Source organism: Gudongella sp. DL1XJH-153 (assembly GCF_049310905.1).
In the GTDB taxonomy this organism is placed as follows: domain Bacteria; phylum Bacillota; class Clostridia; order Tissierellales; family Tissierellaceae; genus Gudongella.
Window position 1 is genome coordinate 100,538 of the sequence record NZ_JBMEMN010000001.1, and the last position, 26,065, is coordinate 126,602.

The 26,065-nt window shown below is 39.6% G+C and carries 29 protein-coding genes and 1 tRNA gene; 5 read left to right on the top strand and 25 right to left on the bottom strand.

Annotated elements, in window-relative coordinates:
- Window positions 1-9 precede the first annotated feature (9 nt).
- The 11 genes from tig to ACOEN1_RS00515 form a co-directional block, all read right to left on the bottom strand.
- Window positions 10-1,305 carry a trigger factor gene (tig, locus tag ACOEN1_RS00465; RefSeq protein ID WP_422484424.1) on the bottom strand — a complete coding sequence of 432 codons (1,296 nt, stop codon included), beginning with the start codon at window positions 1,303-1,305 and terminating at the stop codon, window positions 10-12.
- 127 nt (window positions 1,306-1,432) lie between these two features.
- Window positions 1,433-1,516: transfer RNA gene (locus tag ACOEN1_RS00470), tRNA-Leu, on the bottom strand.
- A gap of 89 nt (window positions 1,517-1,605) precedes the next feature.
- Window positions 1,606-2,439 (bottom strand): DegV family protein, encoded by an 834-nt coding sequence (locus tag ACOEN1_RS00475; protein WP_422484426.1) that lies wholly within the window; start codon window positions 2,437-2,439, stop codon window positions 1,606-1,608.
- Between the two features lie 16 nt (window positions 2,440-2,455).
- Window positions 2,456-3,805, bottom strand: a complete 1,350-nt coding sequence (glmM, locus tag ACOEN1_RS00480; RefSeq protein ID WP_422484427.1) for a phosphoglucosamine mutase — start codon at window positions 3,803-3,805, stop codon at window positions 2,456-2,458.
- A gap of 28 nt (window positions 3,806-3,833) precedes the next feature.
- Window positions 3,834-5,174: a CCA tRNA nucleotidyltransferase gene (locus ACOEN1_RS00485; RefSeq protein ID WP_422484429.1), complete on the bottom strand. Its 1,341-nt coding sequence runs from the start codon at window positions 5,172-5,174 to the stop codon at window positions 3,834-3,836.
- A 100-nt stretch (window positions 5,175-5,274) separates the two neighbouring features.
- Window positions 5,275-6,510, bottom strand: a complete 1,236-nt coding sequence (fabF, locus tag ACOEN1_RS00490; RefSeq protein ID WP_422484431.1) for a beta-ketoacyl-ACP synthase II — start codon at window positions 6,508-6,510, stop codon at window positions 5,275-5,277.
- A gap of 19 nt (window positions 6,511-6,529) precedes the next feature.
- On the bottom strand, window positions 6,530-6,760 hold the full coding sequence (gene acpP / locus ACOEN1_RS00495) for an acyl carrier protein (RefSeq protein WP_422484433.1): 231 nt from the start codon (window positions 6,758-6,760) through the stop codon (window positions 6,530-6,532).
- An 18-nt stretch (window positions 6,761-6,778) separates the two neighbouring features.
- Window positions 6,779-7,516, bottom strand: coding sequence for a 3-oxoacyl-[acyl-carrier-protein] reductase (fabG, locus tag ACOEN1_RS00500; RefSeq protein WP_422484435.1), 738 nt, complete (start codon window positions 7,514-7,516; stop codon window positions 6,779-6,781).
- A 2-nt stretch (window positions 7,517-7,518) separates the two neighbouring features.
- Entirely contained in the window at window positions 7,519-8,472 is a 954-nt protein-coding gene (gene fabD, locus ACOEN1_RS00505; protein ID WP_422484437.1) for an ACP S-malonyltransferase, read from the bottom strand.
- Window positions 8,465-9,424: an enoyl-[acyl-carrier-protein] reductase FabK gene (gene fabK / locus ACOEN1_RS00510; protein ID WP_422484439.1), complete on the bottom strand. Its 960-nt coding sequence runs from the start codon at window positions 9,422-9,424 to the stop codon at window positions 8,465-8,467. The genes fabD and fabK overlap by 8 nt, the downstream gene beginning before the upstream one ends.
- The gene (locus ACOEN1_RS00515; RefSeq protein WP_422484652.1) at window positions 9,417-10,415 is read right to left on the bottom strand and encodes a beta-ketoacyl-ACP synthase III; all 999 of its coding nucleotides are present in this window, start codon (window positions 10,413-10,415) and stop codon (window positions 9,417-9,419) included. The genes fabK and ACOEN1_RS00515 overlap by 8 nt, the downstream gene beginning before the upstream one ends.
- Window positions 10,416-10,588: 173 nt before the next feature.
- Between ACOEN1_RS00515 and fabZ the strand changes: the two genes are divergently transcribed.
- Both fabZ and ACOEN1_RS00525 read left to right on the top strand, forming a co-directional pair.
- The gene (gene fabZ, locus ACOEN1_RS00520) at window positions 10,589-11,020 is read left to right on the top strand and encodes a 3-hydroxyacyl-ACP dehydratase FabZ (RefSeq protein WP_422484441.1); all 432 of its coding nucleotides are present in this window, start codon (window positions 10,589-10,591) and stop codon (window positions 11,018-11,020) included.
- A gap of 15 nt (window positions 11,021-11,035) precedes the next feature.
- A complete protein-coding gene (locus tag ACOEN1_RS00525; RefSeq protein WP_422484443.1) occupies window positions 11,036-12,094 on the top strand; it encodes an NAD(P)H-dependent flavin oxidoreductase in 1,059 nt (352 codons plus the stop codon).
- Between the two features lie 36 nt (window positions 12,095-12,130).
- On the opposite strand, the gene ACOEN1_RS00530 is transcribed toward ACOEN1_RS00525, so the two are convergent.
- Window positions 12,131-13,279, bottom strand: coding sequence for an aminotransferase class V-fold PLP-dependent enzyme (locus tag ACOEN1_RS00530; RefSeq protein ID WP_422484445.1), 1,149 nt, complete (start codon window positions 13,277-13,279; stop codon window positions 12,131-12,133).
- Window positions 13,280-13,449: 170 nt separating this feature from the next.
- Between ACOEN1_RS00530 and yedE the strand changes: the two genes are divergently transcribed.
- Genes yedE through ACOEN1_RS00545 form a run of 3 tightly spaced genes read left to right on the top strand, consistent with a single transcriptional unit; the run spans window position 13,450 to window position 14,990 of the window.
- Complete coding sequence (yedE, locus tag ACOEN1_RS00535; protein WP_422484447.1) at window positions 13,450-14,529, top strand: YedE family putative selenium transporter; 1,080 nt, start codon at window positions 13,450-13,452, stop codon at window positions 14,527-14,529.
- Between the two features lie 13 nt (window positions 14,530-14,542).
- A complete protein-coding gene (locus ACOEN1_RS00540; RefSeq protein WP_422484449.1) occupies window positions 14,543-14,749 on the top strand; it encodes a sulfurtransferase TusA family protein in 207 nt (68 codons plus the stop codon).
- Window position 14,750: 1 nt separating this feature from the next.
- Window positions 14,751-14,990 (top strand): DUF3343 domain-containing protein, encoded by a 240-nt coding sequence (locus ACOEN1_RS00545; protein ID WP_422484450.1) that lies wholly within the window; start codon window positions 14,751-14,753, stop codon window positions 14,988-14,990.
- A gap of 59 nt (window positions 14,991-15,049) precedes the next feature.
- On the opposite strand, the gene ACOEN1_RS00550 is transcribed toward ACOEN1_RS00545, so the two are convergent.
- From ACOEN1_RS00550 to ACOEN1_RS00610, 13 genes are all read right to left on the bottom strand, one after another.
- The gene (locus ACOEN1_RS00550) at window positions 15,050-15,607 is read right to left on the bottom strand and encodes a 2-oxoacid:acceptor oxidoreductase family protein (RefSeq protein WP_422484452.1); all 558 of its coding nucleotides are present in this window, start codon (window positions 15,605-15,607) and stop codon (window positions 15,050-15,052) included.
- A gap of 2 nt (window positions 15,608-15,609) precedes the next feature.
- Complete coding sequence (locus tag ACOEN1_RS00555) at window positions 15,610-16,356, bottom strand: thiamine pyrophosphate-dependent enzyme (protein WP_422484454.1); 747 nt, start codon at window positions 16,354-16,356, stop codon at window positions 15,610-15,612.
- Window positions 16,356-17,417 carry a 3-methyl-2-oxobutanoate dehydrogenase subunit VorB gene (locus tag ACOEN1_RS00560; RefSeq protein WP_422484456.1) on the bottom strand — a complete coding sequence of 354 codons (1,062 nt, stop codon included), beginning with the start codon at window positions 17,415-17,417 and terminating at the stop codon, window positions 16,356-16,358. Before ACOEN1_RS00560 ends, ACOEN1_RS00555 begins: the two co-directional genes overlap by 1 nt.
- Window positions 17,418-17,431: 14 nt before the next feature.
- On the bottom strand, window positions 17,432-17,653 hold the full coding sequence (locus ACOEN1_RS00565; RefSeq protein WP_422484458.1) for a 4Fe-4S binding protein: 222 nt from the start codon (window positions 17,651-17,653) through the stop codon (window positions 17,432-17,434).
- A gap of 19 nt (window positions 17,654-17,672) precedes the next feature.
- Complete coding sequence (locus ACOEN1_RS00570) at window positions 17,673-18,347, bottom strand: ATP-binding protein (RefSeq protein WP_422484459.1); 675 nt, start codon at window positions 18,345-18,347, stop codon at window positions 17,673-17,675.
- A gap of 9 nt (window positions 18,348-18,356) precedes the next feature.
- Window positions 18,357-19,430 (bottom strand): butyrate kinase, encoded by a 1,074-nt coding sequence (gene buk, locus ACOEN1_RS00575; RefSeq protein WP_422484461.1) that lies wholly within the window; start codon window positions 19,428-19,430, stop codon window positions 18,357-18,359.
- Window positions 19,431-19,442: 12 nt separating this feature from the next.
- Entirely contained in the window at window positions 19,443-20,339 is an 897-nt protein-coding gene (locus ACOEN1_RS00580; protein ID WP_422484463.1) for a phosphate butyryltransferase, read from the bottom strand.
- Window positions 20,339-21,421, bottom strand: coding sequence for a butyrate kinase (gene buk / locus ACOEN1_RS00585; protein WP_422484465.1), 1,083 nt, complete (start codon window positions 21,419-21,421; stop codon window positions 20,339-20,341). The genes ACOEN1_RS00580 and buk (ACOEN1_RS00585) overlap by 1 nt, the downstream gene beginning before the upstream one ends.
- Window positions 21,422-21,447: 26 nt before the next feature.
- Window positions 21,448-22,668 carry a YbbR-like domain-containing protein gene (locus tag ACOEN1_RS00590; protein WP_422484466.1) on the bottom strand — a complete coding sequence of 407 codons (1,221 nt, stop codon included), beginning with the start codon at window positions 22,666-22,668 and terminating at the stop codon, window positions 21,448-21,450.
- The gene (cdaA, locus tag ACOEN1_RS00595) at window positions 22,649-23,482 is read right to left on the bottom strand and encodes a diadenylate cyclase CdaA (RefSeq protein WP_422484468.1); all 834 of its coding nucleotides are present in this window, start codon (window positions 23,480-23,482) and stop codon (window positions 22,649-22,651) included. Before cdaA ends, ACOEN1_RS00590 begins: the two co-directional genes overlap by 20 nt.
- A gap of 73 nt (window positions 23,483-23,555) precedes the next feature.
- Entirely contained in the window at window positions 23,556-24,788 is a 1,233-nt protein-coding gene (locus ACOEN1_RS00600; RefSeq protein ID WP_422484469.1) for a CapA family protein, read from the bottom strand.
- Between the two features lie 46 nt (window positions 24,789-24,834).
- Entirely contained in the window at window positions 24,835-25,383 is a 549-nt protein-coding gene (locus tag ACOEN1_RS00605) for a DUF5317 domain-containing protein (RefSeq protein ID WP_422484470.1), read from the bottom strand.
- Between the two features lie 53 nt (window positions 25,384-25,436).
- Window positions 25,437-25,982: a rubrerythrin family protein gene (locus ACOEN1_RS00610; protein ID WP_422484471.1), complete on the bottom strand. Its 546-nt coding sequence runs from the start codon at window positions 25,980-25,982 to the stop codon at window positions 25,437-25,439.
- Window positions 25,983-26,065 lie beyond the last annotated feature (83 nt).

The window sequence follows — 26,065 nt, forward strand, 5'->3', positions numbered from 1 at the left end:
TAAATCCTCCTAATCAATATACTTAACTTTATCCTTCAGCAACTCCAAAACCTTGGTATTTGATATACCCGCTTTAAGGAAACCCAAATCTCCCTTTTTCATTTGTTCAATGAAGTTTTCCTTGTTTTCAACTTGATTGTAATGTTCTGCCAACTTGTCCAGCTCAGCATCAATATCTTCATCTGTTACCTGAACTCCTTCAGCTTCACCAATTGCTTCAAGAACAAGATCTGCCTTGACTCTCTTCTCCGCCATTGGTCTGAAATTCAATTCAAGATCATTCATTGTAGTACCTGTCAACTCAAGATACTGATCAATCTCAAATCCCTGATTTTTTACTCTGTGTTCAAAGTCTTTGATTTCATTTTCAACTTGTGACTGTATCATCGATTCAGGAATCTCAACTTCTGACATTTCAACAACCTTGTCTACCAAATTGTTTTCTGTTTCGATTCTCTCCTGACTCTCAAGTGATTTCTCAAGTTCTTCCTTTAGGCTGTTTTTGTATTCTTCAAGAGTATCAAACTCGCTTACATCCTTTGCAAACTCATCATCAAGCTCAGGAAGCTCTTTTGTTTTGATTTCTTTTATTGTCACTTTAAAAACTGCAGGTTTTCCTTTAAGTGATTCTTCCTGGTATTCCTCAGGGAAAGTTACCTCTACATCTACTTCTTCACCTTTTGACTTCCCAACAAGACCTTCTTCAAACCCAGGTATAAACTGTCCTGCCCCGATTTCAAGCGTCTGGTCTTCAGCTGTTCCTCCTGGGAACTGCTCATCATCAACATATCCTGCAAAATCTATAGTTAGGATGTCGCCTTCCTGCACTTCTCTGTCTCCAGCATCAACCATCCTTGCGTTCATATCTCTTGCCTTATCCAGCTCTGCCTGAACCATTTCATCAGTAACTGAATAATCCACCTTTTCAAGTTCAATTTCACTGTAGTCGCCCAGCTTTACCTCAGGCTTTACTTCAACATTGAAATTTACCTTTATTGGCTCTCCAAGTTTAATTTCCTCTACGTCAACTTCCGGACTATCAACAGGCTCCAGTTGGAGTTCCTCAACTGCATTGGAATAAGCATCTGGAAGAAGTATGTTTATTGCATTCTCAAAGAAGATTTCTTCTCCATAATTCATTTCGATGATCTTTCTAGGCACTTTGCCTTTTCTGAATCCAGGAATGTTGAATTTCCCTCTATCCTTCAGATAAGCCTGTTGCAGTGCTTTCTCAAAATCACCTGCTGGTAATTCCATATTAAAGTGTACCGTATTTTTTTCTTTTTTCTCAAAAACTGCCTTCATTCAATGAACCCCCTAGTGTATTTTTTTAAATTCTGTTCCGAATTTTAGTCTCATCATAATATTATAACATATTAGGTGCTGTTTTGGTACAATAAAAAAACCAATGGCAATAACCACTGGTTAAATCTGGTGCGGGAAAGAGGACTTGAACCCCCACGTCAATGACACTAGATCCTAAGTCTAGCGCGTCTGCCAATTCCGCCATTCCCGCATAAAACGTTAAGTGAATATCACTCACTCTTACTATTATAGCACCCAAAAATGATTTGTCAAATATTTTTTGGGTGCTTTTTTTTGCCGCTAAAAGGAGACGATTATTCCTCCATCATTTACATAAGCTGTTGATAAGCCTTTGGTTTCAACGATTATTACTTCCTTGAAATTGTACCTTTCGATGTCCTTTTTCAACTCCATAGCTTTATCCAAAGCATTTGCATGAGATATGGCAATAACTCTCTCCTCAAAATTTGATCCATTCTCGCCAATCACTTCTGCTAATCGCTTGAATGCCTTTTTGCTGCCTCTGATTTTTTCCACAGGTTCAATATTACCATCTTCATCTCTTCTCATAATGGGTTTGATATTCAATACATTTGCAATCAGACCCGCAGTCTTTGATATTCTGCCATTCTTGATAAGATTGCTCAAGTCTTCGGATATAAAGAATGTCTTTGTGTCCTGGATGTAATTTTCTACAGTTTCAACGATTTCATCCCTTGTCATTCCCTTGTTGACACACTCCTGAATCTTCATGGCTGTAAGAGTTTCACCTGTACTTGCAGACTTGGAATTGAATACATGAACAAACTGATTCTCATTTTCCTCAATTGTCATTTCCTTTGCCAGTTCGGCACTGTTGTAGGTTCCTGATAGCTCTTTGGAAATAGTTACTACAAATACATTTTCAGCATCCCCGTAGGCTTCCTTAAAGTCACCAGGTGAAGGACAGGATGACTTAATGGGATTTGGACTTTCCTTCATGGTCTTGACCATATCTTCAAGATCCAACTCCTCATTATCGATAAATGTTCTTTCATCGATGTCAATCTTAAAGGGTACTTTGTGGACTTCCATAAACTTGTCCAATTGTTCGTTTGTATCACAACTACTGTCTGCAACGATTTTGTAATCCATTTCATCACTCCCCGACTTATTTTGGTCCTATCACTGATTCGATAAATGCAGCTAATTCATGTGCTTTCTCAGATATTGTATCCTGGTTTTTACCTTCAATCATAACTCTTACTAGAGGTTCTGTTCCTGATGGTCTAATCAACACTCTTCCCTCGCCAGCAAAATAATTTTCAAGCTTCAGTATCTCTTCCTTAATTTCAGGAATTTCCATGTACTTTGTTTTATATGCATTTTCTACTCTGGCATTTACAAGTACTTGAGGATAATTCTTCATCAGTGAATTCAAGTCAGAAGCTTTTTCTTTTGTCTCCTTAATCACTTGGATCAACTGTAATCCTGTTGCCAAGCCATCTCCGGTGGTATTGTGCTCCAGGAATATAATATGTCCAGATTGCTCTCCTCCCAGATTATAGCCATCCTTAATCATTTCCTCTAGAATATATCTGTCCCCTACAGCAGTTTTCACAATATCCATTCCATTATTACCTAGAAATTCATCAAGGCCCATATTGGTCATAACAGTTCCTACGACAGTATCCTTAGCAAGTTTACCTTTCTTCTTAAGATATCTGCTACAAATCGCAAGAATATGATCACCATCAATAATCTCGCCTTTTTCATCTACTGCAATTATTCTGTCAGCATCACCATCAAAGGCAATACCTAAATCTGCACCCTTTTCCAGTACAAGCCTCTGAACCAATTGAGGCTTAGTGGAGCCACATGCATCATTGATATTCATTCCGTCAGGCTCTGTATTAATTGCAAACACTTCTCCTCCCATTTCATCAAACAACTGGGGTCCGATTTCGTAAAGTGCTCCATGACCACAATCCATGGCAATCTTTATTCCCGACAGGTCAGTTTCAATAGTGGACTTGAGGAATTCCTTGTAATCATAAGCTGCATTTTCATTTATATATACCCTTCCAATTAGATTCTTAATTGGTCTATCTTTTATTTCTCCCTTGTTCATCAATAAATCTTCAATTTCTTCCTCTGTTGAATCTGGTAACTTTAGGCCTTCTCCACTGAAGAATTTGATTCCATTGTACTCACCAGGATTATGGGATGCAGAAATCACGACCCCTGCCACGGCTCCATACTTTCTTGTAAGATATGCCACTGCAGGTGTTGGTATAATCCCAACAGATTCAACATCCAATCCCATGGAGCAAATTCCTGCTGTCAATGCAGCTTCAAGCATATCTCCTGAAACCCTTGTATCCTTGCCAACTATAACTTTCCCCTTTTTCTCTTTGGCCAATACATATGCTCCTGCCCTTCCAATCTGAAATGCCAACTCTGGTGTCAGTTCCTCATTGGCAACTCCTCTCACTCCGTCAGTACCAAATAGTTTTCCCATTTAAATTCCCCCATTATCATTATTCTGTCTAATCCAAAGGATAAATATCTCTAGCAATCTTTTTTAGTGTTTCTATCTTGTTCAGTTCTGGTTTCTCCAGCACACATTTTAAAAGATACTCCAGTATCTTGCCGATGATCTTACCCTGTGTATATCCCATTTCCTTCAGGTCATCACCGTTTATTGCCAGATGTTTTCTGCGAAAAGGCTCTTTTGCATATAGGATTGCGTCTATGGCCTTCTTTTTGGCCAAAAGGTTTGAAATGTCTTTATTGCTACTTTTGCTGAGTCTATCAGCTACTTGAAGGTCAACCAAATCATATATCCTGTCTTCTCCAACTCTTTGGAGTTGTCTTTTTAGACCCTTCTTTTTTAAATCAGGATGATGTATCATATGCTCTTTAACTAGTCTTAATGTTGAGTCTATAAGATCTGTGGAGCAGTTGAGTCTCATTAGTATTTCTTTTCCAATCTCAACACTTTTTTTATCGTGTCCATAGAAGTGTCCCACACCTTTATCATCCAAAGTAAAGGTATAAGGTTTTCCAATATCATGAAGCAATGCCGCCAATCTAATATGGAGAACAGGAGGCGTATTGTCCATAACAGTTAGTGTATGCTGGAATACGGATCTGTCGTGGTAGGGATTCCTCTGATCAAAACCTATTGCTGGTATAAGTTCCGGAATTACTTCTTTCAATATACCCAGACTTCTCATAAGTAGAAATCCTCTTGAAGGTCTTTTAGCTAGAATAATTTTGAACAGTTCATCTCTAATTCTATCAATACTTACAGTTTCAAGTTTAGGAGACAAATCCATACATGCCTCCGATGTCTTGATGTCTATTAGAAAATCAAGTTGGGTAGCAAATCTTACAGCTCTTAAAATTCGCAAGTGATCCTCTGAGAGTCTCTCTCTTGGACTTCCCACACTTCTGACTAAACTGTCTCTTATATCCTCTACTCCATTGAAAGGGTCCAGCAGCCCTCTTTCAGGATGATAAGCCATTGCGTTAATGGTGAAGTCCCTACGTCTTAGATCCTCCAAAATATCTTCAGTGAAACCTACCTTGTCTGGTCTTCTTCCATCCAAATAAGCTCCATCTGTCCTGTAGGTAGTGACCTCAACATTACCCTCTTTTTCAACTATTACAACCGTTCCGTATTCCTTGCCAATTTCAACGGTTCTTTTATCGTTGAATAGAGCTATGATCTGAACGGGTGTAGCAGAAGTTGCAAGATCATAGTCCACAGGTGTTTTCCCTAGAATTGAATCTCTAACACAGCCACCTACAAGATGTACGCTGAATCCTGCCTTTTCCAATCTCTCAATAATACTTTCTATATATATAGGTATAGTTATCACCATTTTCTACCTCCATTGTATACCTATTAGTATAGCATAAAATTCATGTAACTGACTAAAAAAATAGCTGACCGGGTCATTTCCCGATCAGCCTACTGTGCTATTAATTGTACTTTTTCAACAATATACTTGCGTTATGACCACCAAATCCCAAGGAATTTGAGATAGCATGAACTATCTCCCTTTCAACTGCAACATTTGGAGTATAGTTAAGGTCGCATTCCTCATCCTCGGTTTCATAATTGATTGTTGGAGGAACAACCCCGTTATAAAGGGCCAATGCCGTTGCAATCGCTTCAATTCCGCCAGCTGCTCCAAGTAAATGTCCTGTCATGGACTTGGTGCTGCTTACATTTATGTTCTTGGCATGGTCGCCAAATAAAGTCTTAATGGCCAAGGTTTCAAGTTTATCATTGAAATATGTGCTGGTTCCGTGTGCATTGATGTAATGTACATCTTCCAGTGATATATTTCCTTCTTTTACTGCCAATGCCATAGCGTTTCTGGCACCCTTTGCTTCCGGATCCGGTTGAGTTATGTGGAATGCATCTGAAGTTGAACCATAGCCTATAATCTCAGCATAGATTGTAGCTCCTCTGTTTAATGCATGGTCCAGATCCTCCAAAATAATAATTCCTGAGCCCTCGCCCATAACAAATCCATCCCTGTTTTTATCAAATGGTCTGCTTGCAGACTGAGGATTCTCGTTGTTTGTTGACAACGCCTTCATGGAAATAAATCCTGCCATGGAAAGTGGGGTTATTGAGCTTTCTGTACCCCCTGTCACTGCGAAATCAAGGTTGCCCGACTTAATCATTCTGAAGGCTTCACCTATGGCGTGAGTAGCAGATGCACACGCTGTTGTAATTGTCATAGATGAACCCTTCAGCCCGAAAGCCATCGATACCTGTCCTGCAGCCATATTTGAAATCATCATCGGAATAAACAATGGACTAATTCTTCCAGGTCCCTTTTCATCCATTTTTTCTTTTTCTGATTCCAAAGTTGATATTCCGCCTATGCCTGAACCAATTATGGTACCTGCTCTTTCGGCATCTACCTTTTCCATGTCTATTCCAGAATCATCCAGCGCTTGTTTAGTCGCCGCTATCGCATACTGGCTAAACAGATCCATTCTCTTTGCGTCTTTCTTGCCCATATATTCCGTAGGATCAAAATCTTTCACTTCAGCCGCAATTTTTACTTCATGATCCTTTGTGTCGAATTTTGTCAGATAGTCAATGCCTGATTTACCAGATACAAGTGAGTTCCAAAATTCATTCTTACCTGATCCAACAGGTGTTATGGCACCAAGACCCGTTATAACTACTCTATTCATCCTTACACCTCTCTTTAGTCTAGGCTAACTTAGCCTCAACATATTTTACGATATCTCCGATATTCTTGAAACCTTCTGCATCTTCATCTGGTACCTCAATTTCGAACTCATCTTCAAGAGCCATCATTATCTCAACAGCATCCAGTGAATCAGCTTCAAGATCCTTCATCAGTGAAGTCTCCATCGTTACTCTTTCCATTTCTACATCCAATTGCTCTGCAATAATTTCTTTTACCTTATCAAATATCATTTTACTTCCTCCTCTAATTTAAATGTTCATTCCACCGTCAATCTGAATAACCTGGCCAGTTATATAATCCGATTTTTCACTTGCCAGAAATGCTACCAGATTGCTAACTTCCTCAGACTCTGCAAAATAACCCAGGGGTATATTTAAAAGCATAGCCTCTTTTACTTCTTCCTTCAAACTGTCTGTCATATCTGTCCGAATAAATCCGGGTGCAACTGCATTTACCCTGATTCCCCGACTTGCAAGTTCCCTTGCCATTGATTTTGTAAATCCTATGAGTCCTGCCTTGGATGCAGAGTAATTTCCCTGTCCTGCATTACCCATCACTCCCACTACAGAGGATATGTTGATGATTTTACCATATCTCTTCTTCATCATACCTCTGGCAACTGCCTTGGTGGTTAGAAACGCACCTTTTAGATTTACATCCATTACAGAATCCCAGTCGTCCTCAGACATCCTGATTAAAAGATTGTCCTTTGTTATCCCGGCATTATTTACCAAAACACATACCGAACCAAGTTCTTTTTCAATTTCCCTGATAAGATTGTCGACTTGGTCCTTGATGCTTATATTAGCCTTGAAGCAGGCTGCCTTAACACCTGAGTGTTCAAGTTCCTTTACTACTTCTTTTGCCAACTCTTCATTGCTATTGTATGTTATGGCTACATTGTAGCCTTCACCGGCAAGTACCTTTGCAATATTTCTTCCAATACCTCTACTTCCTCCAGTAACCAATGCTACTTTCCCATTCATTATTAAGCCCCCTTCGTCAGCTTCTCAACTGTGTTTCTGAAGCTGTCCATATCAGAAATATTCATTGCCTTTACATCCTTGTCCATGGATTTACCAATCCTTTTGACAAAGCCTGACAATGACTTCCCAGGACCTATCTCAATAAATGTATCCACTCCTTCATTAATCATATATTCAATTGATTGATGCCAAAGAACGGAGTGTGAAACCTGGTCAACAAGCTTTGATACCAGTTGATCCTTACTGTCAATTGCCTTTCCGTCAACATTTGTAATTACCTTCTTTTGGAAGTCTCCAATACTCAATTTTTCCAGCTCAACCTTGAGTCTTACTCCCGCGGGAGAAAGCATTGATGTATGGAACGGAGCACTTACAGGGAGCTCAACAGCTCTTTTGGCGCCTTCCTCCAAAGCCTTTGCACAGGCTATTTTCAACCCCTTCTTTTCTCCGGATATTACAATCTGTTCGGGGCTATTGTAGTTTGCAACCTCCACAATGCCATAATCCTTTGCTGCCAAAAGAACTTCCGGCAACTTTGATCTGTCCAGCCCAAGAATTGCTGCCATGCCTCCTACACCGTTAGGCACTGCTTCCTGCATGAATTTCCCTCTTTGTCTTACTATTGACAGAGCATCCTGAAATCTCAAGGCTTTACTCATTACAAGTGAACTGTATTCACCAAGACTAAGCCCCGCTGTGCAATCACAGTCGATTCCTTCTTTTTCAAGTGCCCTTAGCATTGCAATACTTGCAGTAAGAATTGCAGGCTGAGTAGTTTCAGTTTTTTTAAGATCCTCTTCGTCGCCTTCGAATATTACCTTTGAAAGTGGACTCTTAAGTGTATCATCAGCTTCCTCAAAGATCATTTTGGATTCTTTTATCTGTTGAAAGAAATCCTGACCCATACCAATATGTTGTGCTCCCTGACCAGGAAAGATAAATGCACGCTTACTCATTTCTCTCACCTCCTTCCTGATCATTAAGACCACCTAATACCGCTTTAGCCTCATTAATCAATTGTTCAATTATTTCTCTACATGGCTTGATGTCATTAATCATCCCGGCAATCTGTCCTGACATTACAGAACCTCTGTCAACATCACCTTCAACCACTGCCAGGCGAAGTCTTCCCGACCCCATTTTTTCAAGGTCTTCCATTGATGTGCCAGCCTTCTCAAGTTCCATGAACTCTCTGGTAAACTGATTTTTAATAACTCTTACTGGATGTCCTGTACTTCTTCCAGTTACCAAAGCATCTCTATCCTTAGCATTGATAAGCTTATCCTTGTAGTTCTGGTGGACCTTGGCTTCAGTTGAACATACAAATCTGGTTCCCAACTGTACACCGTTCGCTCCAAGAGCCAGAGCTGCAATCACACCTCTTCCATCTGCAATTCCTCCAGCAGCTATTACTGGAATGCTTACAGCATCACAAACCTGAGGGACAAGTGCCATTGTTGTAATCTCTCCAATATGCCCTCCTGCTTCAGTTCCCTCGACAATCAAGGCATCTACGCCTTGCTTTTCCAATCTCTTTGCCAAAGACACCGTAGGTACCACTGGAATGACTTTTATATCATGGTTCTTGAATCTCTGAAGAAACTTTCCTGGATTTCCTGCTCCTGTGGTTACAACAGGAACTCCTTCTTCACATATTATATTTATAACATCTTCTACAAACGGCGATAATAGCATAATGTTAACGCCAAAGGGTTTGTCGGTCATTTCTTTTAGCTTCCTGATCTCAGTCCGTACATATTCCCCAGGTGCATTGCCAGCTGCAATTATTCCAAGTCCGCCAGCTTCTGATACTGCAGCTGCCAGTTCGCTTGTTGCAACCCATGCCATCCCTCCCTGGAATATGGGGTACTTGATTCCAAGAAGATCCTTCAATCTTGAATCAAACATTTCTAACCTCCTTATTCCACTTAAGGACTACAGATGCCCATGACAATCCAGCTCCAAATGCAATAAGAAGCAAATTGTCGCCTTTTTTTATAAGCTCGCTTTTAACAGCCTCATCCAGAGCAACTGGCACGGAGGCTGCAGATGTATTCCCATATTTTGTAAGATTAACATGGGTCTTATCCTTACTTAATCCTAACTTTTTCATTGCTGCATCAATAATTCTGCTGTTTGCCTGGTGAGAAATCATGAAATCCAATTCCTCTTTCGACAGTCCCGCACTCTCCAGAACCCTCATTGAGGATTGTTCCATTACTCTTACTGCAAACTTAAATACTTCCTTACCATCCATCCTGATGGCATGAAGCTTGTTTTTCACTGTCTCTTCTGTAGCAGGGTTTTTTGACCCTCCTCCAGGTACTATTAAAACGTCTCCTTTGACACCATCTGACCCAAGCTCTGAAGAAAGAATTCCAAAACTTTCGTCACATGGTTCCAAAATACACGCCCCCGCTCCGTCTCCAAACAAAACGCAGGTATTTCTGTCCTCCCAATCAACTATCTTTGACAGGGTTTCAGCTCCTATTACAAGTACTTTCTTATACATTCCCGATGAAATGAAGTTTGCTCCGGTAACCAGTCCATATACAAAACCTGAACAACCGACGCTTATATCAAATGCAGCCGCTTTTGTGGCTCCGATGTCCTTTTGTACCATTGCAGCTGTTGAAGGAAATATATAATCCGGTGTTGCCGTTGCTACAATTATCAGGTCCAGATCCTCCGGTGCAATTGATGCATCTTCAAGAGCCTTTAATGACGCTTTCGTGGCAAGATCTGATGTTGGTTGATCTTTGTCCGCGATTCTTCGCTCCTCGATACCGGTTCTTGACACTATCCACTCATGATTTGTATCAACAATCTTGGCGAGGTCATCGTTGGTCATCACATTTTCGGGAACATAGCTTCCTATTCCTGTGATTCCTACAGATATTTTATTCAATTTACCACCTCCTGTTTTTTAGGGGGATTAAAAGTTTGCAAATTTTTCATTTTTAAATTATTATTGTTAATAGGCACATGCAAACTTAAGAACAGTATAGTACAAAATGAGGATTTAATCAATATTTTATTTCCTGACTTTTAATCAAAAGGAGGTGTATAGTAGTGAATACCTACAATGTCAACGACATTATGAATCTTATTCCTCACAGACAACCATTTCTTTTTGTGGATAAGGTTGAGATTACCGAAGAAGGTAAAACTGGAACAGGATATAAGATGGTGACAATCAACGAACCTTTTTTTCAGGGACACTTTCCTGGAAATCCCGTTATGCCTGGTGTAATAATAATTGAGACCATGGCGCAGGTTGGGGCTGTCATACTTCTGGCAAGAGACGATTTTAAAGGTAAAACTCCTTATTTTGCTGGAATCAACAAATTCAGATTTAAAAAGAAGGTTCAGCCAGGAGATGTCCTTAAGATGGATGTTGAGATAATTAAATTACGTGGTGTAATAGGAATCGGTCAAGGTACAGCTTATGTTGATGGTGAAGTGGCTGCAGAAGGTGAATTCTTATTCGCAATAGATAAATAGAGAGAAGGTGTATTGATGAAACAATTGCAAATTGGAGATAAAATGACCCGTCTACCCATAATTCAGGGAGGAATGGGCGTAGGAGTATCTCTTTCAGGACTGGCATCAGCTGTTGCAAACAGAGGTGGAGTGGGAGTTATATCAGGAGTTCAGATAGGATTCAGAGAACCTGATTTCATGACCAATACAAAGGAAGCAAATATCAGAGCATTAAGAAAAGAAATAAGACTGGCAAGGGAAAAAAGTCCTCTTGGCATACTTGGGGTAAATCTTATGGTTGCCATTGAAAATTATGCAGAAACAGTAAAAGCGGCAGTGGAAGAAAAAATTGATTTGATAATTTCTGGAGCAGGTTTGCCAAATGACCTACCGGGACTTGTAAAGGGAAGTACGACAAAAATCGCTCCCATAGTCTCCTCAGGTAAGGCTGCTGCAGTAATTACCAAGTTATGGATGAAACGACACGACTATTTTCCAGAGCTAATAATAATCGAAGGACCCCTTGCAGGCGGTCATCTTGGGTTCAGCAAAGAAGTTCTTTCAAGTGATTCAATTCCAAAGCTTGAAGACATTTATACCGAGGTAAAGAATGCTATTAAGCCGCTTGAAGAAAAATCAGGAAAGACAGCACAGATTGTTGTAGCAGGTGGAATCTATAATGGTGAGGACATAAAAAAATTCCTGGATTTAGGAGCAGATGGTGTTCAAATGGGAACCAGGTTTGTTGCAACAGAGGAATGTGATGCCCATGAGAATTACAAAATGGCCTACGTTAACTCCAAGGAAGAATCCATCGATTATATAGTAAGTCCTGTGGGGATGCCTGGACAGGCTGTAATTAATCCCTATATTAAACGGGTATCATTGGAGAAGGAAAAAATAACCAAGTGCTACAATTGCCTGACTGGCTGTAATCCAGCCACTACGCCCTATTGCATTACCAGTGCTCTTGTTAGAGCCGTTCAGGGAGATGTAGACAACGGCTTGGTGTTTATTGGCAAGAGAGGATATCTTGTAGATAAGATTACAACCGTTGATGCGCTTATGGATGAATTTGAAGCTGCTTTGATATAGTTAGAGCCAGACCCTCGGGTCTGGCTCTTTTAACAATTATCTAACTACTTTTCTTATTGCACCAAGAGTATATTCGACCTCTTCCATGGTGTTGAAATGTGAAAAGCTGAATCTGACCGTCCCCTGGGGAAATGTTCCAAGAGTCTTGTGTGCTGAAGGTGCACAGTGCATTCCACATCTAGTAGCAATGCCAAATTGGTCATATAATCTAAATGATATATCTGCATTATCCCTTTCAGGTACATCAATGGAAACAACGCCTGTTCGGCCTTCAATGCCACTCTTCCCAATCAACTTAACTCCACTTATCTTCATTAATCCATCAATAAAAGCTTCTACCTGCATCATCTCTCTTTTTCTAAGATTATCAACACCATTTTTTTCCAAATACTCCAGGGCAGCATGCAATCCAAATATACCGGGAATATTCTGTGTTCCAGCTTCAAGTTTGTCTGGCATATACTCAGGTTGTATCTCCTTATCAGAAAGACTTCCGGTACCACCTTCAACTAATGTATCAATCTCATTTGATAATTCCTCACTTATGACAAATCCACCCATCCCCTGTGGACCCAAAAGACTCTTGTGCCCCGTAAATGCTATTGCATCGGCTTTTATTCTAAAAAAATCTACATCTATGAATCCAGCCGTCTGAGCAGCATCAACAATAAAAAGCAACCCTTGTTCCTTACATAATTTCCCCACGTTTTCCAGATCAATTATTGTACCGCAAACGTTTGAAGCATGTGTCATAACTACAGCTCTGGTTTGAGTATTTATTTGCTTTAATATATCTTCAGGATCAAGCTCTCCAACATTATTGCATTGTACCTTGGAAAAAGTTACTCCTCTTTTTCCTAGAGAATTCAATGGTCTCATAACTGCATTATGTTCCATTGATGATACAATTACATGGTCGTTTTCCTTCAATAGACCTTTTAATAATACATTTAGACTCTCGGTTATGTTCTTTGTGAATATAACATTGGCTGGCTCTGGAAAATGGAATAGCTTTGCAAGCTTTTCTCTTGTTTCAAAAACTACATTTTCAGCATGGAAGGAGCTTTCATATGTTCCGCGACCAATATTGGCACCATTGTTAATTATGTAATCTACCATAGATTCAGCCACTCCAGGAGCTTTAGGATAACTGGTAGCACCATTGTCAAGATATACCCTTTTCATAGCATGCCTCCTCTCATTTATTCTCTGCTTTTGATGCTACTCCTTCCAGGAGTGAAATTCAATCTGTATTAGTATTTTCTATGACAAATTGTTTTCCATTAATTTATTCTATTTAACTTCTGTCCGCTGTATTGTTATAATCATAACGAATATATGCCATTAAAATAAATATGAGGAGGTTACTTATGAAAGAAAAAAGAGGCATCATTTTTGCCGGAGCAATAGTCGGAATCCTTTCCGTAATTCTAGTCTACTATGGAAACCCTGCAAATATGGGTTTTTGCATAGCTTGTTTCCTTAGAGATATTGCTGGAGGAGTAGGATTACACAGAGCTTCAGTAGTTCAGTACATAAGACCAGAAGTAATCGGATTGGTTCTAGGAGCATTTATTGTATCCATTAAGAACAAGGAATTCAGAACAACAGGAGGCTCTTCACCATTTTCGAGATTTGTACTTGGGGCAATGGTAATGATAGGAGCATTAATGTTTTTAGGATGTCCCTTAAGAATGGTTCTTCGTCTTGCAGGAGGAGATCTTAATGCACTACTTGGAATCGGAGGATATGCTGTTGGAATATATTTTGGAGTATTATTCCTTAATAAAGGGTTTAGCTTAAGAAGAAGCTACAAAATGCCTTCCATAGAGGGATACATATTCCCAGCTGTAAATCTTGGACTTCTGGTTCTTCTCTTTGCGGGAGCAGGATTTCTGTTCTTTAGCACCGAAGGCCCAGGCTCAATGCATGCACCAATCTGGATTGCTCTTGCAGCAGGATTGATTGTGGGATGGCTTGCACAGAGAAATAGACTTTGCATGGTCGGAGGAATCAGGGATATGATTCTCTTTAGGGATTCTCATCTTATTTCAGGATTTATATCAATATTGCTATTCGCTTTTGCAGGAAATGTAATTATGGGCTATTTTAATCTAGGATTTGTTGGTCAGCCAATTGCTCATAATGACGGTTTATGGAATTTTATGGGTATGCTCCTTGCAGGATGGGGTTCAGTGTTACTTGGTGGATGTCCAATGAGACAGCTTATACTTGCTGGTGAAGGCAACACTGATTCAGCAATCAGCGTTATGGGAATGACTGTAGGTGCAGCCATCGCTCACAATTTCGGTCTTGCTTCAAGTGGAGCAGGTCCAACTGCTAATGGTCAAATTGCAGTAATTGTAAGTATTATTGCAGTTCTTATTATTTCAGTTGCAAACTCAGATTTTGCAGCAAAAAAAGTGAACGCTTAAAGGAGGATATACTATGGAAAAAATAGATGCACGTGGAATGTCTTGTCCACAGCCTGTACTTTTAACTAAGAATGCAATTAAAGACAAGCCAGTTCAAATTCAGATTGTTGTAGACAACGAAACAGCTAAAGGAAACATTGAACGTTTCCTTACACATGAGGGCTATGAAGTATCCTTTGATGGTTCACAGGATGATATTATTATAAATGGTTTAAAATAATATGAACACTTATATGGTAATATTCTTTACACATTCAGGCGCAATCAAATTTCAAAGAAAGCTTGAGAAACTTATGATTTCTTGCACTCTTATGCCTGTACCCCGATCTCTCAGTTCAAATTGTGGAATCGGTGCAAAAGTTTTTTATGAAGCTGGTATACTTCATTTAGTTGATAATGAAGTAGAAAAGGTATTTGAAATGGAAGGTGAAAAATACAAGACAGTATATCACAACGAATAATGATTATATTCTTACCATAACATCTAAAAGCCAGATCACATTGATCTGGCTTTTAAATGCTATGCGTTTACTTTTATTTGCTCTCTTACTACTTCTGCTCCTCTTTTAAGGGCATCTTTGTTAACTGGTAGTAGATGAGCTTTTGTCTCTCCAAATACCTTCTCAAAAGCCTCGTATACAGAATCAATCTTTATTGCCCCAGTAATCTCAATATACGCTCCCAGCATTACCATGTTTGCGATTCTTGTATTCCCTATTTCATTTGCTATGTCATTTGCAGGAATATAGTAAACGTTAATATCATCTCTTTCTGCCTTCTTTTCAATCAGTGATGAATTAATCATTAGATTTCCACCTGGTACAACACTTTCCTCAAATTTATCCAATGAAGGAAGGTTTAAAACTACTGCAGTTGTTGCTTCCAATACAACTGGTGATCCAACTGGCTCTGTTGATATTGTTACGTTACAGTTTGCAGTTCCTCCACGCATCTCTGGTCCGTATGAAGGCAACCATGATACGTTTTTCCCTTCAATCATTCCAGAGTAAGTCAACAACTGCCCCATAGCCATTACACCCTGTCCACCAAATCCGGCGATAATCAGTCTTTCATCCATTTCTATTCTACCTCCTCTGGCTTTCTGAAGTTACCCAATGGGTAGTAAGGAATCATATCCTTTTCCAACCATTTCATTGCTTCCACAGGTGTAAGACCCCAGTTTGTTGGGCAAGTTGATAGAACCTCAACAATACCGAATCCCTTACCATCCAACTGAACCTTGAATGCCTCTTTGATAGCTTTTTTTGCTTTTCTGACATTTGCAGGTGTGTTTACCGCAACTCTCTCAACAAATTTAGCTCCATCAATTGTTGCCAAAAGCTCTGACATCTTGATTGGCTTACCGGTTGTGGCTTCATCCCTACCATAAGGAGAAGTGGTCGTCTTTTGTCCAATAAGTGTAGTTGGAGCCATTTGTCCGCCAGTCATACCGTAAATAGCATTATTAACGAATATTGTTGTGAATTTCTCTCCTCTGTGTGCTGCATGAATAATTTCTGCAGTACCGATTGAAGCAAGGTCCCCATCTCCCTGATAGGTGAATACAAAATTATTTGGGTGAACCCTTTTGATACCAGTGGCTACAGCAGGAGCTCTACCATGAGCCGCCTCATGCATATCTACGTTGAAATAGTCATATGCCAATACTGAACATCCTACAGGTGCAACACCTATGGCTTCATCCAATAGATCCATTTCCTCCAATACCTCGGCAACAATTCTGTGGATTATTCCGTGGGTACAACCTGGACAATAATGGGTAGGCTTGTCAGTTAATCCTTTTGTTTTTTCAAATATAATTGCCATTATTTTCCACCTCCAAGAATTTCCTTTACCTTTTCAACAATTTCCTCAGGACCAGGAACCATTCCACCTGAACGTCCGTGGAAGTAAGTCGGAATTCTTCCCTTTAGTGAAAGTTGTACATCGTCAATCATCTGTCCAGTACTCATCTCAACAGTAAGTACTCCTTTACAGCTGTCACTAATCTTATCATAAGCTTCATTAGGGAATGGATATAGACTGATTGGTCTTATCATTCCAACCTTGTACCCTTCCTTCTCAAGCTTTGCAATTGCTGTCTTGGCAATTCGAGAAGTTGTACCATATGCTGTTATTACAACATCTGCATCCTCAACGTTATATACTTCAACTTTCTTCTCGTTTTCTCTGATCTTGGCATATTTTGCCTGAAGCTTATGGTTGTGTTTTTCAAGCTCTTCTGCCTGAAGGTAAAGTGAATTGATGACATTTTTTTGCTTGCCTTTTCCTTTTCCTCTTGTTGCCCAGTCTTTTTCTGGCAAATCAGTTCTTTGCTGATATCTAAATTCAACTGGCTCCATCATCTGACCAATCATTCCATCACCTAGAATCATGACAGGTGTTCTGTAAATATCAGCCAGGTCAAATCCTTCCATTACAAGATCCACTAGTTCCTGAACATCTGCAGGCGCGAGAACAATTAGTCTGTAATCTCCATTTCCGCCTCCTCTTGTAGCAAGGAAGTAGTCTCCCTGGGCAGGCTGAATTGTTCCAAGCCCTGGTCCACCTCTCATCATATCAACTATAACACATGGTAACTCTGCTCCCGCACAGTAGGAAATTCCCTCTTGCTTAAGAGCGATTCCAGGACTTGATGATGATGTCATAACCCTTGCTCCTGATCCAGATGCTCCGTATACCATGTTTATTGCCGCTACTTCTGATTCTGCCTGAACGTAAGCTCCACCAACCTTTGGTAACTCTCTTGACATATATTCAGGGACTTCACTTTGAGGAGTAATTGGATATCCAAAGAAATAATGGCATCCAGCCGCAATTGCAGCTGCTCCTACAGCTTCATTCCCTTTCATAAGAACTTTTGTCATATGTAATCCCTCCCTTATAATCTTTCTACAGTAATGACAACATCTGGACATATAGTAGCACAATTAGTGCATGCTATGCATTTGTCCATCTCTTCTATAGCTGCTGGGTGATACCCTTTCTTGTTGATTCTAGCAGTATCAAGTGAAATAATGTTCACAGGACAAACCGTCACGCAAAGACCACATCCCTTGCAAAGGTCCTCCTCAAATGTTACATTGCCTTTTACTTTAGCCATATTCCTGATCCTCCTTTTCTTATAGCATCCATTCATCCCTCATATACAAATTTATTGGGAAAACGTTGTCTCCAAGTTCCTCCGGCAGCTTATCTACCAAAGTCTCAAGACAAACATTATACTTAATTGGCAAGCCAGTCTCTTTTGAAACCTCCTTGGCCAAATTATAGCCTTTCATAACATCCTCTACAGTTGTGCTCTTCAGAAGATGTGTATTGTTGATTATTCCTGTCACTTTTGCTCTTGCAACATCCTGGATCTTTACAATATATTCTATAGCCTGTTCAACTGTCCCAGTTTCAGGTCTGTTGGCATTAAGTACGAAAAACATATCGTACTCACCTTCCTCGAAGTAGCTGTGATATCTTCCAAGAGTTCTTGCTCCCTGAGGGTTTCCTCCAACATCAAGTACAGCTTCATAGGATTTATCCTGTAATGGCGTCAATACTTCTCCTGTTATTGCAGGAAGGTCAACACCAGAACCTTTGATTGCTCCACCTATTACCCTTATTCCCATAGCTTCAAGAATCTCTGCTTTTTCTCTGCTCCTAAAGTACAGGTTTACAACATCTAAATCCGCCAAAGCAACTTTCTTGCCCTCTTCAGCCAATTTCACTGCATAATTTACACTAAATTCGGTCTTTCCACTTCCATAATGCCCTATGATAATTCTGATTCTATTGTCATTTAACATTCTCTGCTCCTAACTATAAACTTTCGGAGATTCCTCATTATTAAGAACTCTCAGTCCACCCTCTGCAAGGGCCTGAAGCTCATCTTCTCCTGGATATATTGTTACTCCGCTGATGTAGCTGACCATTTCCTTTATCCAGCCAGTAAACATATCGTCGTATGCAATACCTCCTGTAATTATTACCTGATCCACATCTCCTTTGAGAACCGCTGCAGATGCTCCAATATCCTTAGCAACCTGATAAGCCATAGCTTTAAATATGAGTTCTGCGTACTCATCGCCTTCTTTTATTCTCTTAACAACTTCGCGGGCGTCATTTGTTCCAAGATAGGATACCAACCCACCATTTCCCTTAATCATTTTCTTTACTTCATCCAGAGTATACTTACCTGAGAAACAAAGCTTGATAAGGTCTCCAACAGGAAGACCACCTGATCTTTCCGGTGAAAAAGCACCTTCTCCATCAAGTGCATTTCCAACATCCACAACTCTACCTTTTTTGTGAGCTCCCACAGAAATTCCACCACCCAAGTGGGCGACTATAAGATTAAGATCTGAATATTTAACATTTTGCTCTCTGGCATATCTCCTTGCAACAGCCTTTTGGTTAAGGGCGTGAAGTATACTCTTTCTTTCAATTTCCTTCAGGCCTGAAATCCTCGCAACATCCTGCAGTTCATCAACCACTACTGGATCCACAATAAATGCTCTTCCATCTGCAGTTTTGGAAATTTCATATGCCAGGATTGCTCCAAGATTTGAAGCGTGTTCCCCTCTACTGCCTTCCTGTAGGTCCTTGAGCATTTCTTCGTTAACCTCATAGGTTCCTCCTTCAATGGGCTTAAGGAGTCCACCTCTACCTACTATCGCATCAAAACTTTCTATCCCAACATTATTTTTCTTGAGTGCATCAATTATAATGTCTTTTCTAAACTTTAATTGGTCTATCATTCTGTCAAATTCTGAAAGCTCATCGACATCATGTCTTAACGTTTCCTCAAACACCAGTTTCTCAGCTTCATAAACACCAATTTTTGTGGATGTTGATCCGGGGTTTATTACTAATAATTTAAATTTCTTCATACATCCCTCCTGTTATGCCATTAATGTGGCAAGAACAATTGAATTAAGCTTAGCTTCCTCGTTGTCAGCTCTTGATGTCAGTACAATTGGCTTGCTGGTTCCTACAATCAGACCTGCAGACTTTGCATTGGCTAAAAAACTCAATGCCTTGTAAAGAACATTACCTGCTTCGATATCCGGTGCAAGTAAAATATCAGCATCTCCAGCAACTACACTGTCTATTCCCTTTATTCTTGCTGATTCCTTGCTAACTGCATTATCCAAAGCGAATGGTCCATCAACAATACATCCCTTGATTTCCCCTGCTTTGTTCATATCTGCCAATTCCTTGGCATGAACTGTCGCTTCCATTTTTGGACTTACCTTCTCTTTTGCCGCCAAAACAGCAACCTTTGGTTCAGGAATACCCAATGAATGAGCAAGCTTTACTGCATTATCAATTATTTGCTTCTTTTGATTCAGATCCGGAGCAATTATCATGGCCGCATCCGTCACAATAAATACCTTGTGGTATGTCGGCACATCAAATACTGCAACATGACTTATAACACTGTCTGTTCTCAAGCCAATCTCCTTGTCAAGAACGGCCTTCATGATAACTGATGTGTCAATTAAACCCTTCATAAGGACCTGAGCTTTTCCACTACTTACCAAAGCTGTAGCTATCCTAGTTGCTTCAACTCCATCCTTTTCATCAACAATCGTGATTTTATCCAGGTTAAAGGAAATCTTGCCAGCAATCTTTTCAATGCTCTCCTTGTCTCCTACCAGTATCGGATCAACTATTCCTTTCTCATAAGCGAGCTTTATTGCTCCCAATACATCTTCATCCTGAGCAACAGCAACAGCTATTGTCTTAGGTCCCCTTTCCTGGGCAAGCTTGAATAAACTATCAAAATTCTTAGCCATTATTCCACCTCTTCCTCGTATATCTTGAAATTCTCTTCTCCATCGAGTACTCTTCTGGCTCCTTTGTTAAGCGCCATCATTTCATCTTCACCTGGATATACCGTAACTGGAGCCATAAATGATACCATGTCTTTAATATAATCAACCAGGTATTGTGAATAAGCAAGGCCTCCAGTAAGTATGATTCCTTGGATGTCTCCTTTAAGTACAGGCCCACAAAGCCCTATCTCTTTACCTATCTGATACGCCATTGCGTCATAGACAAGCTTTGCATATTCATCACCTGATTCAATTCTTTCAATGACTTCCCTACCATCAAAGGTGCCCAGATAGGACATTAGTCCTCCCCTGCCCTGAATCATTTTCTTCATCTCTGCCTCAGTATACTCTCCTGAGAAACACATCTTCACTACATCTCCAACTGGTAACCCTCCAGCTCTTTCAGGTGAAAACGGACCCATTTGATTGGCATTATTGGCATCGACAATTTTCCCTTTTAGTATTGGTGAAACAGTTATCCCACCTCCAAGATGTGCTACAATTACATTAAGCTTATCAACAGTGGTTTTGTTTTCAATTGCATATCTATGACAAACTGCCTTTATGTTCAATGCATGCACCAGTGATTTCCTTTCAATTGCTTTTTGCCCGGATATCCTTGCTACATCATGAAACTCATCAACAGCTACAGGATCAACTATAAATGAGGGAATCTCTTCTCTATCCGCTATCCCCCTGGCTAGAAGTCCTCCGAGATTTGATGCGTGTTGTCCCTGTACTCCTATTTTCAAATCTTCTGCCATGGTTTCAGTTACCTTGTAAGTTCCGCTAGGCATAGATTTTAACAATCCGCCTCTACCTACAACACACTCCAGCTGACTTGGTAGAATTTCCTCTTCCTGCAGCCAGTCAAGTATAATATCCATTCTGTACTCATACTGATCGGTAATTGTATCGAACTTATTTAGTTCCTCAAGCATATGATCCAGCTTCTTGGTCTTAATCTCATCCTGACCCTTAAAAACTGATACTTTTGTAGATGTGGATCCCGGATTTATTGCCAATACGTATTTCCTTTCCATAGCATCCCCCTTGAAATAAATAGTAATTATTCTTCTTCTGTTATATTAATCAGAACTACAGGTGGCTCTACACTTACAACACTAATATCTTCAATTTCCTCCCATAGCACTTCAATCTCGTATTCACCAGCCTCATAACCCTCAAAGTCCATATACAGATTCAAATCCTCTATGGTTATCTCCTCGGTTTCAGCATCATACCCCGTCAGTTGAAGTGTAAATGTCTGTTGCTGCAGAACAGGGTTTATTTCCATTCCTTCTGGAATATTTATTAATTCAATATCTTCGAATGAAAACTCAAGAGTACTTGTTACGACTTCCCTGATAATATAATCAATTGTAATCTTCTGATTTTCATCTAATAAGCTTACTCCTTCTGGTAAATCGAGTTCAACTTCCATGCTCTCAGCTTCAAGCATTGAGTTTATATCAATTTCCACGGTCTTTAACTCAGTGAGCCCAGTAACTGTATTATCAACTTTTACAGCAACCATTTCCGGACTGATTTCAATATCAGTTATGGCATAGTTGTCTGGAAGCTCGTTAACTGTAACAAGTTCAACAGGAAGCTCTACAGCTCTGTAAATAGGTAGTGTAACATCTACGAATCCAGGATCTTTTGATACCCCCCGGACCTCCTCGCCACTACCATTTAAAATCTTTATTGGTGTGGATATTGTAAAGCTCTCAGTCTTGTCTTCAAGATTGATAATTCCCTGAGCCTTTTCAACTTCATTTATCCAAGTTCTCGGACCACTTATCAATATGCTCTGTGGTCTTGAAGATACTGTACCCTGGATATAGTTTTCTGGCAATTCCCCCTGATATTCAATTGAAACCGGAATTTCCCTGCTTACTATCTTGTCAAAAGAGAACAGTACTTCTTTAGGCTCATGGTTGACAACTCGTATCCCGGATGATTGGTCAAGTAGCCCTACCGTCACAGGTATCTTTACCTGTCCCTCATTATAGCCGCTAAGATCAACCTCAGCATAAATACTTGATGCACTGAACTTTGTCATGTCCGATCTTTTTCCACTAACCCTAACGTTAATCTTAACCTCCTCAGGTTCCATTATCACAAGCCCCTGACGGTCCAATGCAGCTGTGTTTGAATAGTTAACCGTAATATTCCTATATTCCTGAGTTTGATCAGGGTTGGTCTCACTCATTACATAGCTCCACAAAAAAATTGCAATAACAAGAGTAAGAACTTTTGCTGTAACATTACTTTTTCTCATCTTCATCCTTATTCCTCCATCTTGTTAAAAAACTCTGGTCACTATTCTTTGGCTTATACATCTCCAGAAGTATCTGCTTAAGTGTTTTTGCATCCAGATATCTGGATATGGTTCCATTTTCCGCTATGGAAATGGCTCCTGTTTCTTCAGATACTATAATTGAAAGGCTGTCAGATCTTTCAGATATTCCCAGTGCAGCGCGATGTCTTGTACCAAGTTCCTTGCTCACAGAAGAACTGTCAGTTAAAGGTAAAAAACAAGCTGCAGCTTTTATAATATCATCCTTTATTATTACTGCACCATCATGAAGAGGTGTATTTGGAATAAATATGTTTATCAGAAGGTCACTACTTACTTTGCCCCCGATTTTTGTTCCGGTTTCAACAACTTCATTAAGACCAGTCTGCTTTTCCAGGACAATAAGAGCTCCAATTTTTTGTCTTGCCAAAGATGCCGTAGCCTCAACAATTTCATCAACAATCTTGGATATATTCTCTCCCCTGATCTCTATTAGAGATTTTGAGAAAAACCTGCTTCTGCCTATGTATTCAAGTCCTCTTCTAAGTTCAGGTTGAAAAACAATCAAAATTGCCAATGTTCCAACAGTCATTGCGTTTGCCAATATCCAGTTTATTGTGTATAGTTCAAGCCATTCACTAACCTTTGTCAGCACTAAAAGAACCCCTATGCCCTTTAACAACTGCTCAGCTCGGGTTTCCTTTATCAACGCGTACAGCTTATACAACACAACTGCAACAATCAATATGTCAACAATATCTCGTATTCTGATGTTTATGAATAAATCATTTATGAATTGCAATAGAACCCCGCCTTTTAGTTTAGTCTCTACTATTCATTATACCCCATATATATGTACATTTGAATATAAATTATCAATTGTACAGGTTATAAATGGTATTGGAAAGGGATTTTTTTAATCTATCCATAGTTTCAACATCAATTTCAATGTCCAGTTTACCTTCAAGTGCCCTTTCTACAGGTAGAATTCTGTAGTCATATGAATTTCCGTTCCATCTCCTGTCAATCCAGGTAGGTATTGTTTTTATACTCTTAACTCCAGTTTGCTGTTCCATTACATTCTTTTCAATGATAATTTCAAAAATAACTCCATCTTCAGTGGAAGAAACTCCCATGGTATCGTACCTCTGGTTTGAGAGAAAATTCCCCATAGAATAGATAACATGGGTTCTGCCCGATCCAATGCTGATTTCTTCGATTTCTTGTACTACATGGGGATGCGTACCAAGTATTAGATCAACACCCTTTTCAGAAAGAAATCCAGCTAGCTCCTTTTGTTCCTTGGATGGATTCTTGTAGTACTGATTACCCCAGTGCATGTATGCGATTATAAAATCAACATTTTCAGTCTTGAGTTTCTGTATATCAGCAGCTATTTTATCCTGATCAATCAGATTTATCATTCGATCTCTCTCATCATCTGTCAGTAATGAATCCAAGCCGTTTAGACCGTAGGTGTAAGACATCAGTCCTATCCTAATTCCGTTTTCTTCCCTAATGACATAAGGCCTTCTTTTATCCAAACTTGTACCGACGTATTCCAGTCCTCTTGCAGTTATATTCATTATGGTTTTTTCTATTCCGACTTTGCCTTTATCAAGACCATGATTATTTGATGTTACCAGAATGTCAAATCCGGTTTCTACTATTGCATCCAGAACAGCCACGGGACTATTGAATCTTGGATATCCACTAAATCCCATTTCATCACCAGCTATTACAGTCTCTAGATTTGCAATTGCCAAATCAGCGTTCAGAACATAATCCTTAATGTAAATAAAAGGAGGCGTAAAGTCATAGGTTCCATTTATTGTTCTCGCGGAGTTTACCTGGGGCATATGAAACATCAAATCTCCTACTGCCAATATTTTCAATGTGTTGTTCTGGTTTGAATACAGTTGCTCAGCTTGTAATTCTTTTGATTTACAAGGGTCATCAATTTCTAAGCTATCCTCCATGGAAACGTTTTCACTATGGTCGCTTTCGCTACCAACTTTACCCATACCCTCTCCAATTTGCATGCTCATGCCAGATACTGCAATAATAATTGAGATTAGCAACACTGTAACAACAATCCACTTTTTCATAATAAGTCCCTTTCCCATTTGTCTTCGTCTTTATTTTACATCTAAATCAATTTCTCTGCAACGGCTCAGTAGAAGTCATATAGTTCTGAATTATCAGAAATATCCCTAAAGCTATAAAGATATCTCCTATGCTTATGGCTTTGTATATTAGAGGAATAATATCTGAAAGAAATACAAACTCAGTATCTGAGTCAATTATTGTGTGGGTTACAATTCGGTTATCTGCAATAAGTGAGAGTTCTTCCAAAAGTCCCGCCTTCTCTAGAGCCCATCGACTTACAGGCATTCTGCCTCCGTTAAATGTCATAGGAATAATATTTGATAGGATACCAATTGATACAAGTTTAAAAGGCTTGGTCTTTCTGTTAAAGTACAATGTCAATAGAAGAAGAGAATTGGAAGTTAATTGAATAATTGTAAAGTTTTCCATAAGAATCACATTTCCCTGAGTTATGAGATAGATCGATATGTATGATAAAAAGAAAGCAGCAGGAATAAATCCCCATTTTAAAAGAGATATATCTGCCAGATTTGTTAGTTTTCCACCTCTTAACTTCCCCACTATTATACTTATCACCAAAGTTTCAATAATCATAACTATATCTCCCTGCCTTTTATACAACAATAGGACGCCCGTAGGCGTCCTTATTAATATGCTACAAATACTGATCTTTTAGCGTTGCAAATTGGACAAATATCCTCTTCGCCAGTAAGAGTAATATACCCGCATACTGGACACATTTCTATTACTTTTGCCTCAAGATCCTTTCCTCCATCAACAAATCTTTTTGCTAATGTATAACAATCAGCATGAACCTGCTCAGCTGCAACCGCATATCTCATTGCATTGATTGCCTCTTTTTCTCCCTGCATCTCTGCTACCTGTATGTAAGCTGGGTACATTTGAGTTACTTCATGCATTTCACCCTCAATTCCACCTGCAAGGTTCTGTGATGTTGATCCAAGTCCAAATTCTCCTCCTGATACTACTGAAAAAGCTCCTTCAACATCTCTAAGTGCCTTGAAGTGTAGTGTAGCATGCACTTGCTCGGCATCTGATGTTGCCATAAACAATCTGGCTACCACTGGAAATCCATCCTTTGTAGCTTTATCAGCCCATATTCTGTATCTCATATGCGCCTGGCTCTCTCCACCAAAAGCTGACCTTAAGTTGTCTTGTGTCATAGCGTTCATTGAAATTCCTCCTTTTTTTGTCTTTGTTGAACATGATTCCACTGCTAAAATTGAAATCATTACAATTTACATTATACAGGATA

Excerpts from the sequence above, each read along its gene's own strand:
- tig (WP_422484424.1), bottom strand. The coding sequence starts at position 1,305 with ATGAAGGCAGTTTTTGAGAAAAAAGAAAAAAATACGGTACACTTTAAT.
- ACOEN1_RS00475 (WP_422484426.1), bottom strand. The coding sequence starts at position 2,439 with ATGGATTACAAAATCGTTGCAGACAGTAGTTGTGATACAAACGAACAA.
- glmM (WP_422484427.1), bottom strand. The coding sequence starts at position 3,805 with ATGGGAAAACTATTTGGTACTGACGGAGTGAGAGGAGTTGCCAATGAG.
- ACOEN1_RS00485 (WP_422484429.1), bottom strand. The coding sequence starts at position 5,174 with ATGGTGATAACTATACCTATATATATAGAAAGTATTATTGAGAGATTG.
- fabF (WP_422484431.1), bottom strand. The coding sequence starts at position 6,510 with ATGAATAGAGTAGTTATAACGGGTCTTGGTGCCATAACACCTGTTGGA.
- acpP (WP_422484433.1), bottom strand. The coding sequence starts at position 6,760 with ATGATATTTGATAAGGTAAAAGAAATTATTGCAGAGCAATTGGATGTA.
- fabG (WP_422484435.1), bottom strand. The coding sequence starts at position 7,516 with ATGAATGGGAAAGTAGCATTGGTTACTGGAGGAAGTAGAGGTATTGGA.
- fabD (WP_422484437.1), bottom strand. The coding sequence starts at position 8,472 with ATGAGTAAGCGTGCATTTATCTTTCCTGGTCAGGGAGCACAACATATT.
- fabK (WP_422484439.1), bottom strand. The coding sequence starts at position 9,424 with ATGTTTGATTCAAGATTGAAGGATCTTCTTGGAATCAAGTACCCCATA.
- ACOEN1_RS00525 (WP_422484443.1), top strand. The coding sequence starts at position 11,036 with ATGAAACAATTGCAAATTGGAGATAAAATGACCCGTCTACCCATAATT.
- ACOEN1_RS00530 (WP_422484445.1), bottom strand. The coding sequence starts at position 13,279 with ATGAAAAGGGTATATCTTGACAATGGTGCTACCAGTTATCCTAAAGCT.
- yedE (WP_422484447.1), top strand. The coding sequence starts at position 13,450 with ATGAGGAGGTTACTTATGAAAGAAAAAAGAGGCATCATTTTTGCCGGA.
- ACOEN1_RS00540 (WP_422484449.1), top strand. The coding sequence starts at position 14,543 with ATGGAAAAAATAGATGCACGTGGAATGTCTTGTCCACAGCCTGTACTT.
- ACOEN1_RS00545 (WP_422484450.1), top strand. The coding sequence starts at position 14,751 with ATGAACACTTATATGGTAATATTCTTTACACATTCAGGCGCAATCAAA.
- ACOEN1_RS00550 (WP_422484452.1), bottom strand. The coding sequence starts at position 15,607 with ATGGATGAAAGACTGATTATCGCCGGATTTGGTGGACAGGGTGTAATG.
- ACOEN1_RS00555 (WP_422484454.1), bottom strand. The coding sequence starts at position 16,356 with ATGGCAATTATATTTGAAAAAACAAAAGGATTAACTGACAAGCCTACC.
- ACOEN1_RS00560 (WP_422484456.1), bottom strand. The coding sequence starts at position 17,417 with ATGACAAAAGTTCTTATGAAAGGGAATGAAGCTGTAGGAGCAGCTGCA.
- ACOEN1_RS00565 (WP_422484458.1), bottom strand. The coding sequence starts at position 17,653 with ATGGCTAAAGTAAAAGGCAATGTAACATTTGAGGAGGACCTTTGCAAG.
- ACOEN1_RS00570 (WP_422484459.1), bottom strand. The coding sequence starts at position 18,347 with ATGTTAAATGACAATAGAATCAGAATTATCATAGGGCATTATGGAAGT.
- buk (WP_422484461.1), bottom strand. The coding sequence starts at position 19,430 with ATGAAGAAATTTAAATTATTAGTAATAAACCCCGGATCAACATCCACA.
- ACOEN1_RS00580 (WP_422484463.1), bottom strand. The coding sequence starts at position 20,339 with ATGGCTAAGAATTTTGATAGTTTATTCAAGCTTGCCCAGGAAAGGGGA.
- buk (WP_422484465.1), bottom strand. The coding sequence starts at position 21,421 with ATGGAAAGGAAATACGTATTGGCAATAAATCCGGGATCCACATCTACA.
- ACOEN1_RS00590 (WP_422484466.1), bottom strand. The coding sequence starts at position 22,668 with ATGAAGATGAGAAAAAGTAATGTTACAGCAAAAGTTCTTACTCTTGTT.
- ACOEN1_RS00600 (WP_422484469.1), bottom strand. The coding sequence starts at position 24,788 with ATGAAAAAGTGGATTGTTGTTACAGTGTTGCTAATCTCAATTATTATT.
- ACOEN1_RS00605 (WP_422484470.1), bottom strand. The coding sequence starts at position 25,383 with ATGATTATTGAAACTTTGGTGATAAGTATAATAGTGGGGAAGTTAAGA.
- ACOEN1_RS00610 (WP_422484471.1), bottom strand. The coding sequence starts at position 25,982 with ATGAACGCTATGACACAAGACAACTTAAGGTCAGCTTTTGGTGGAGAG.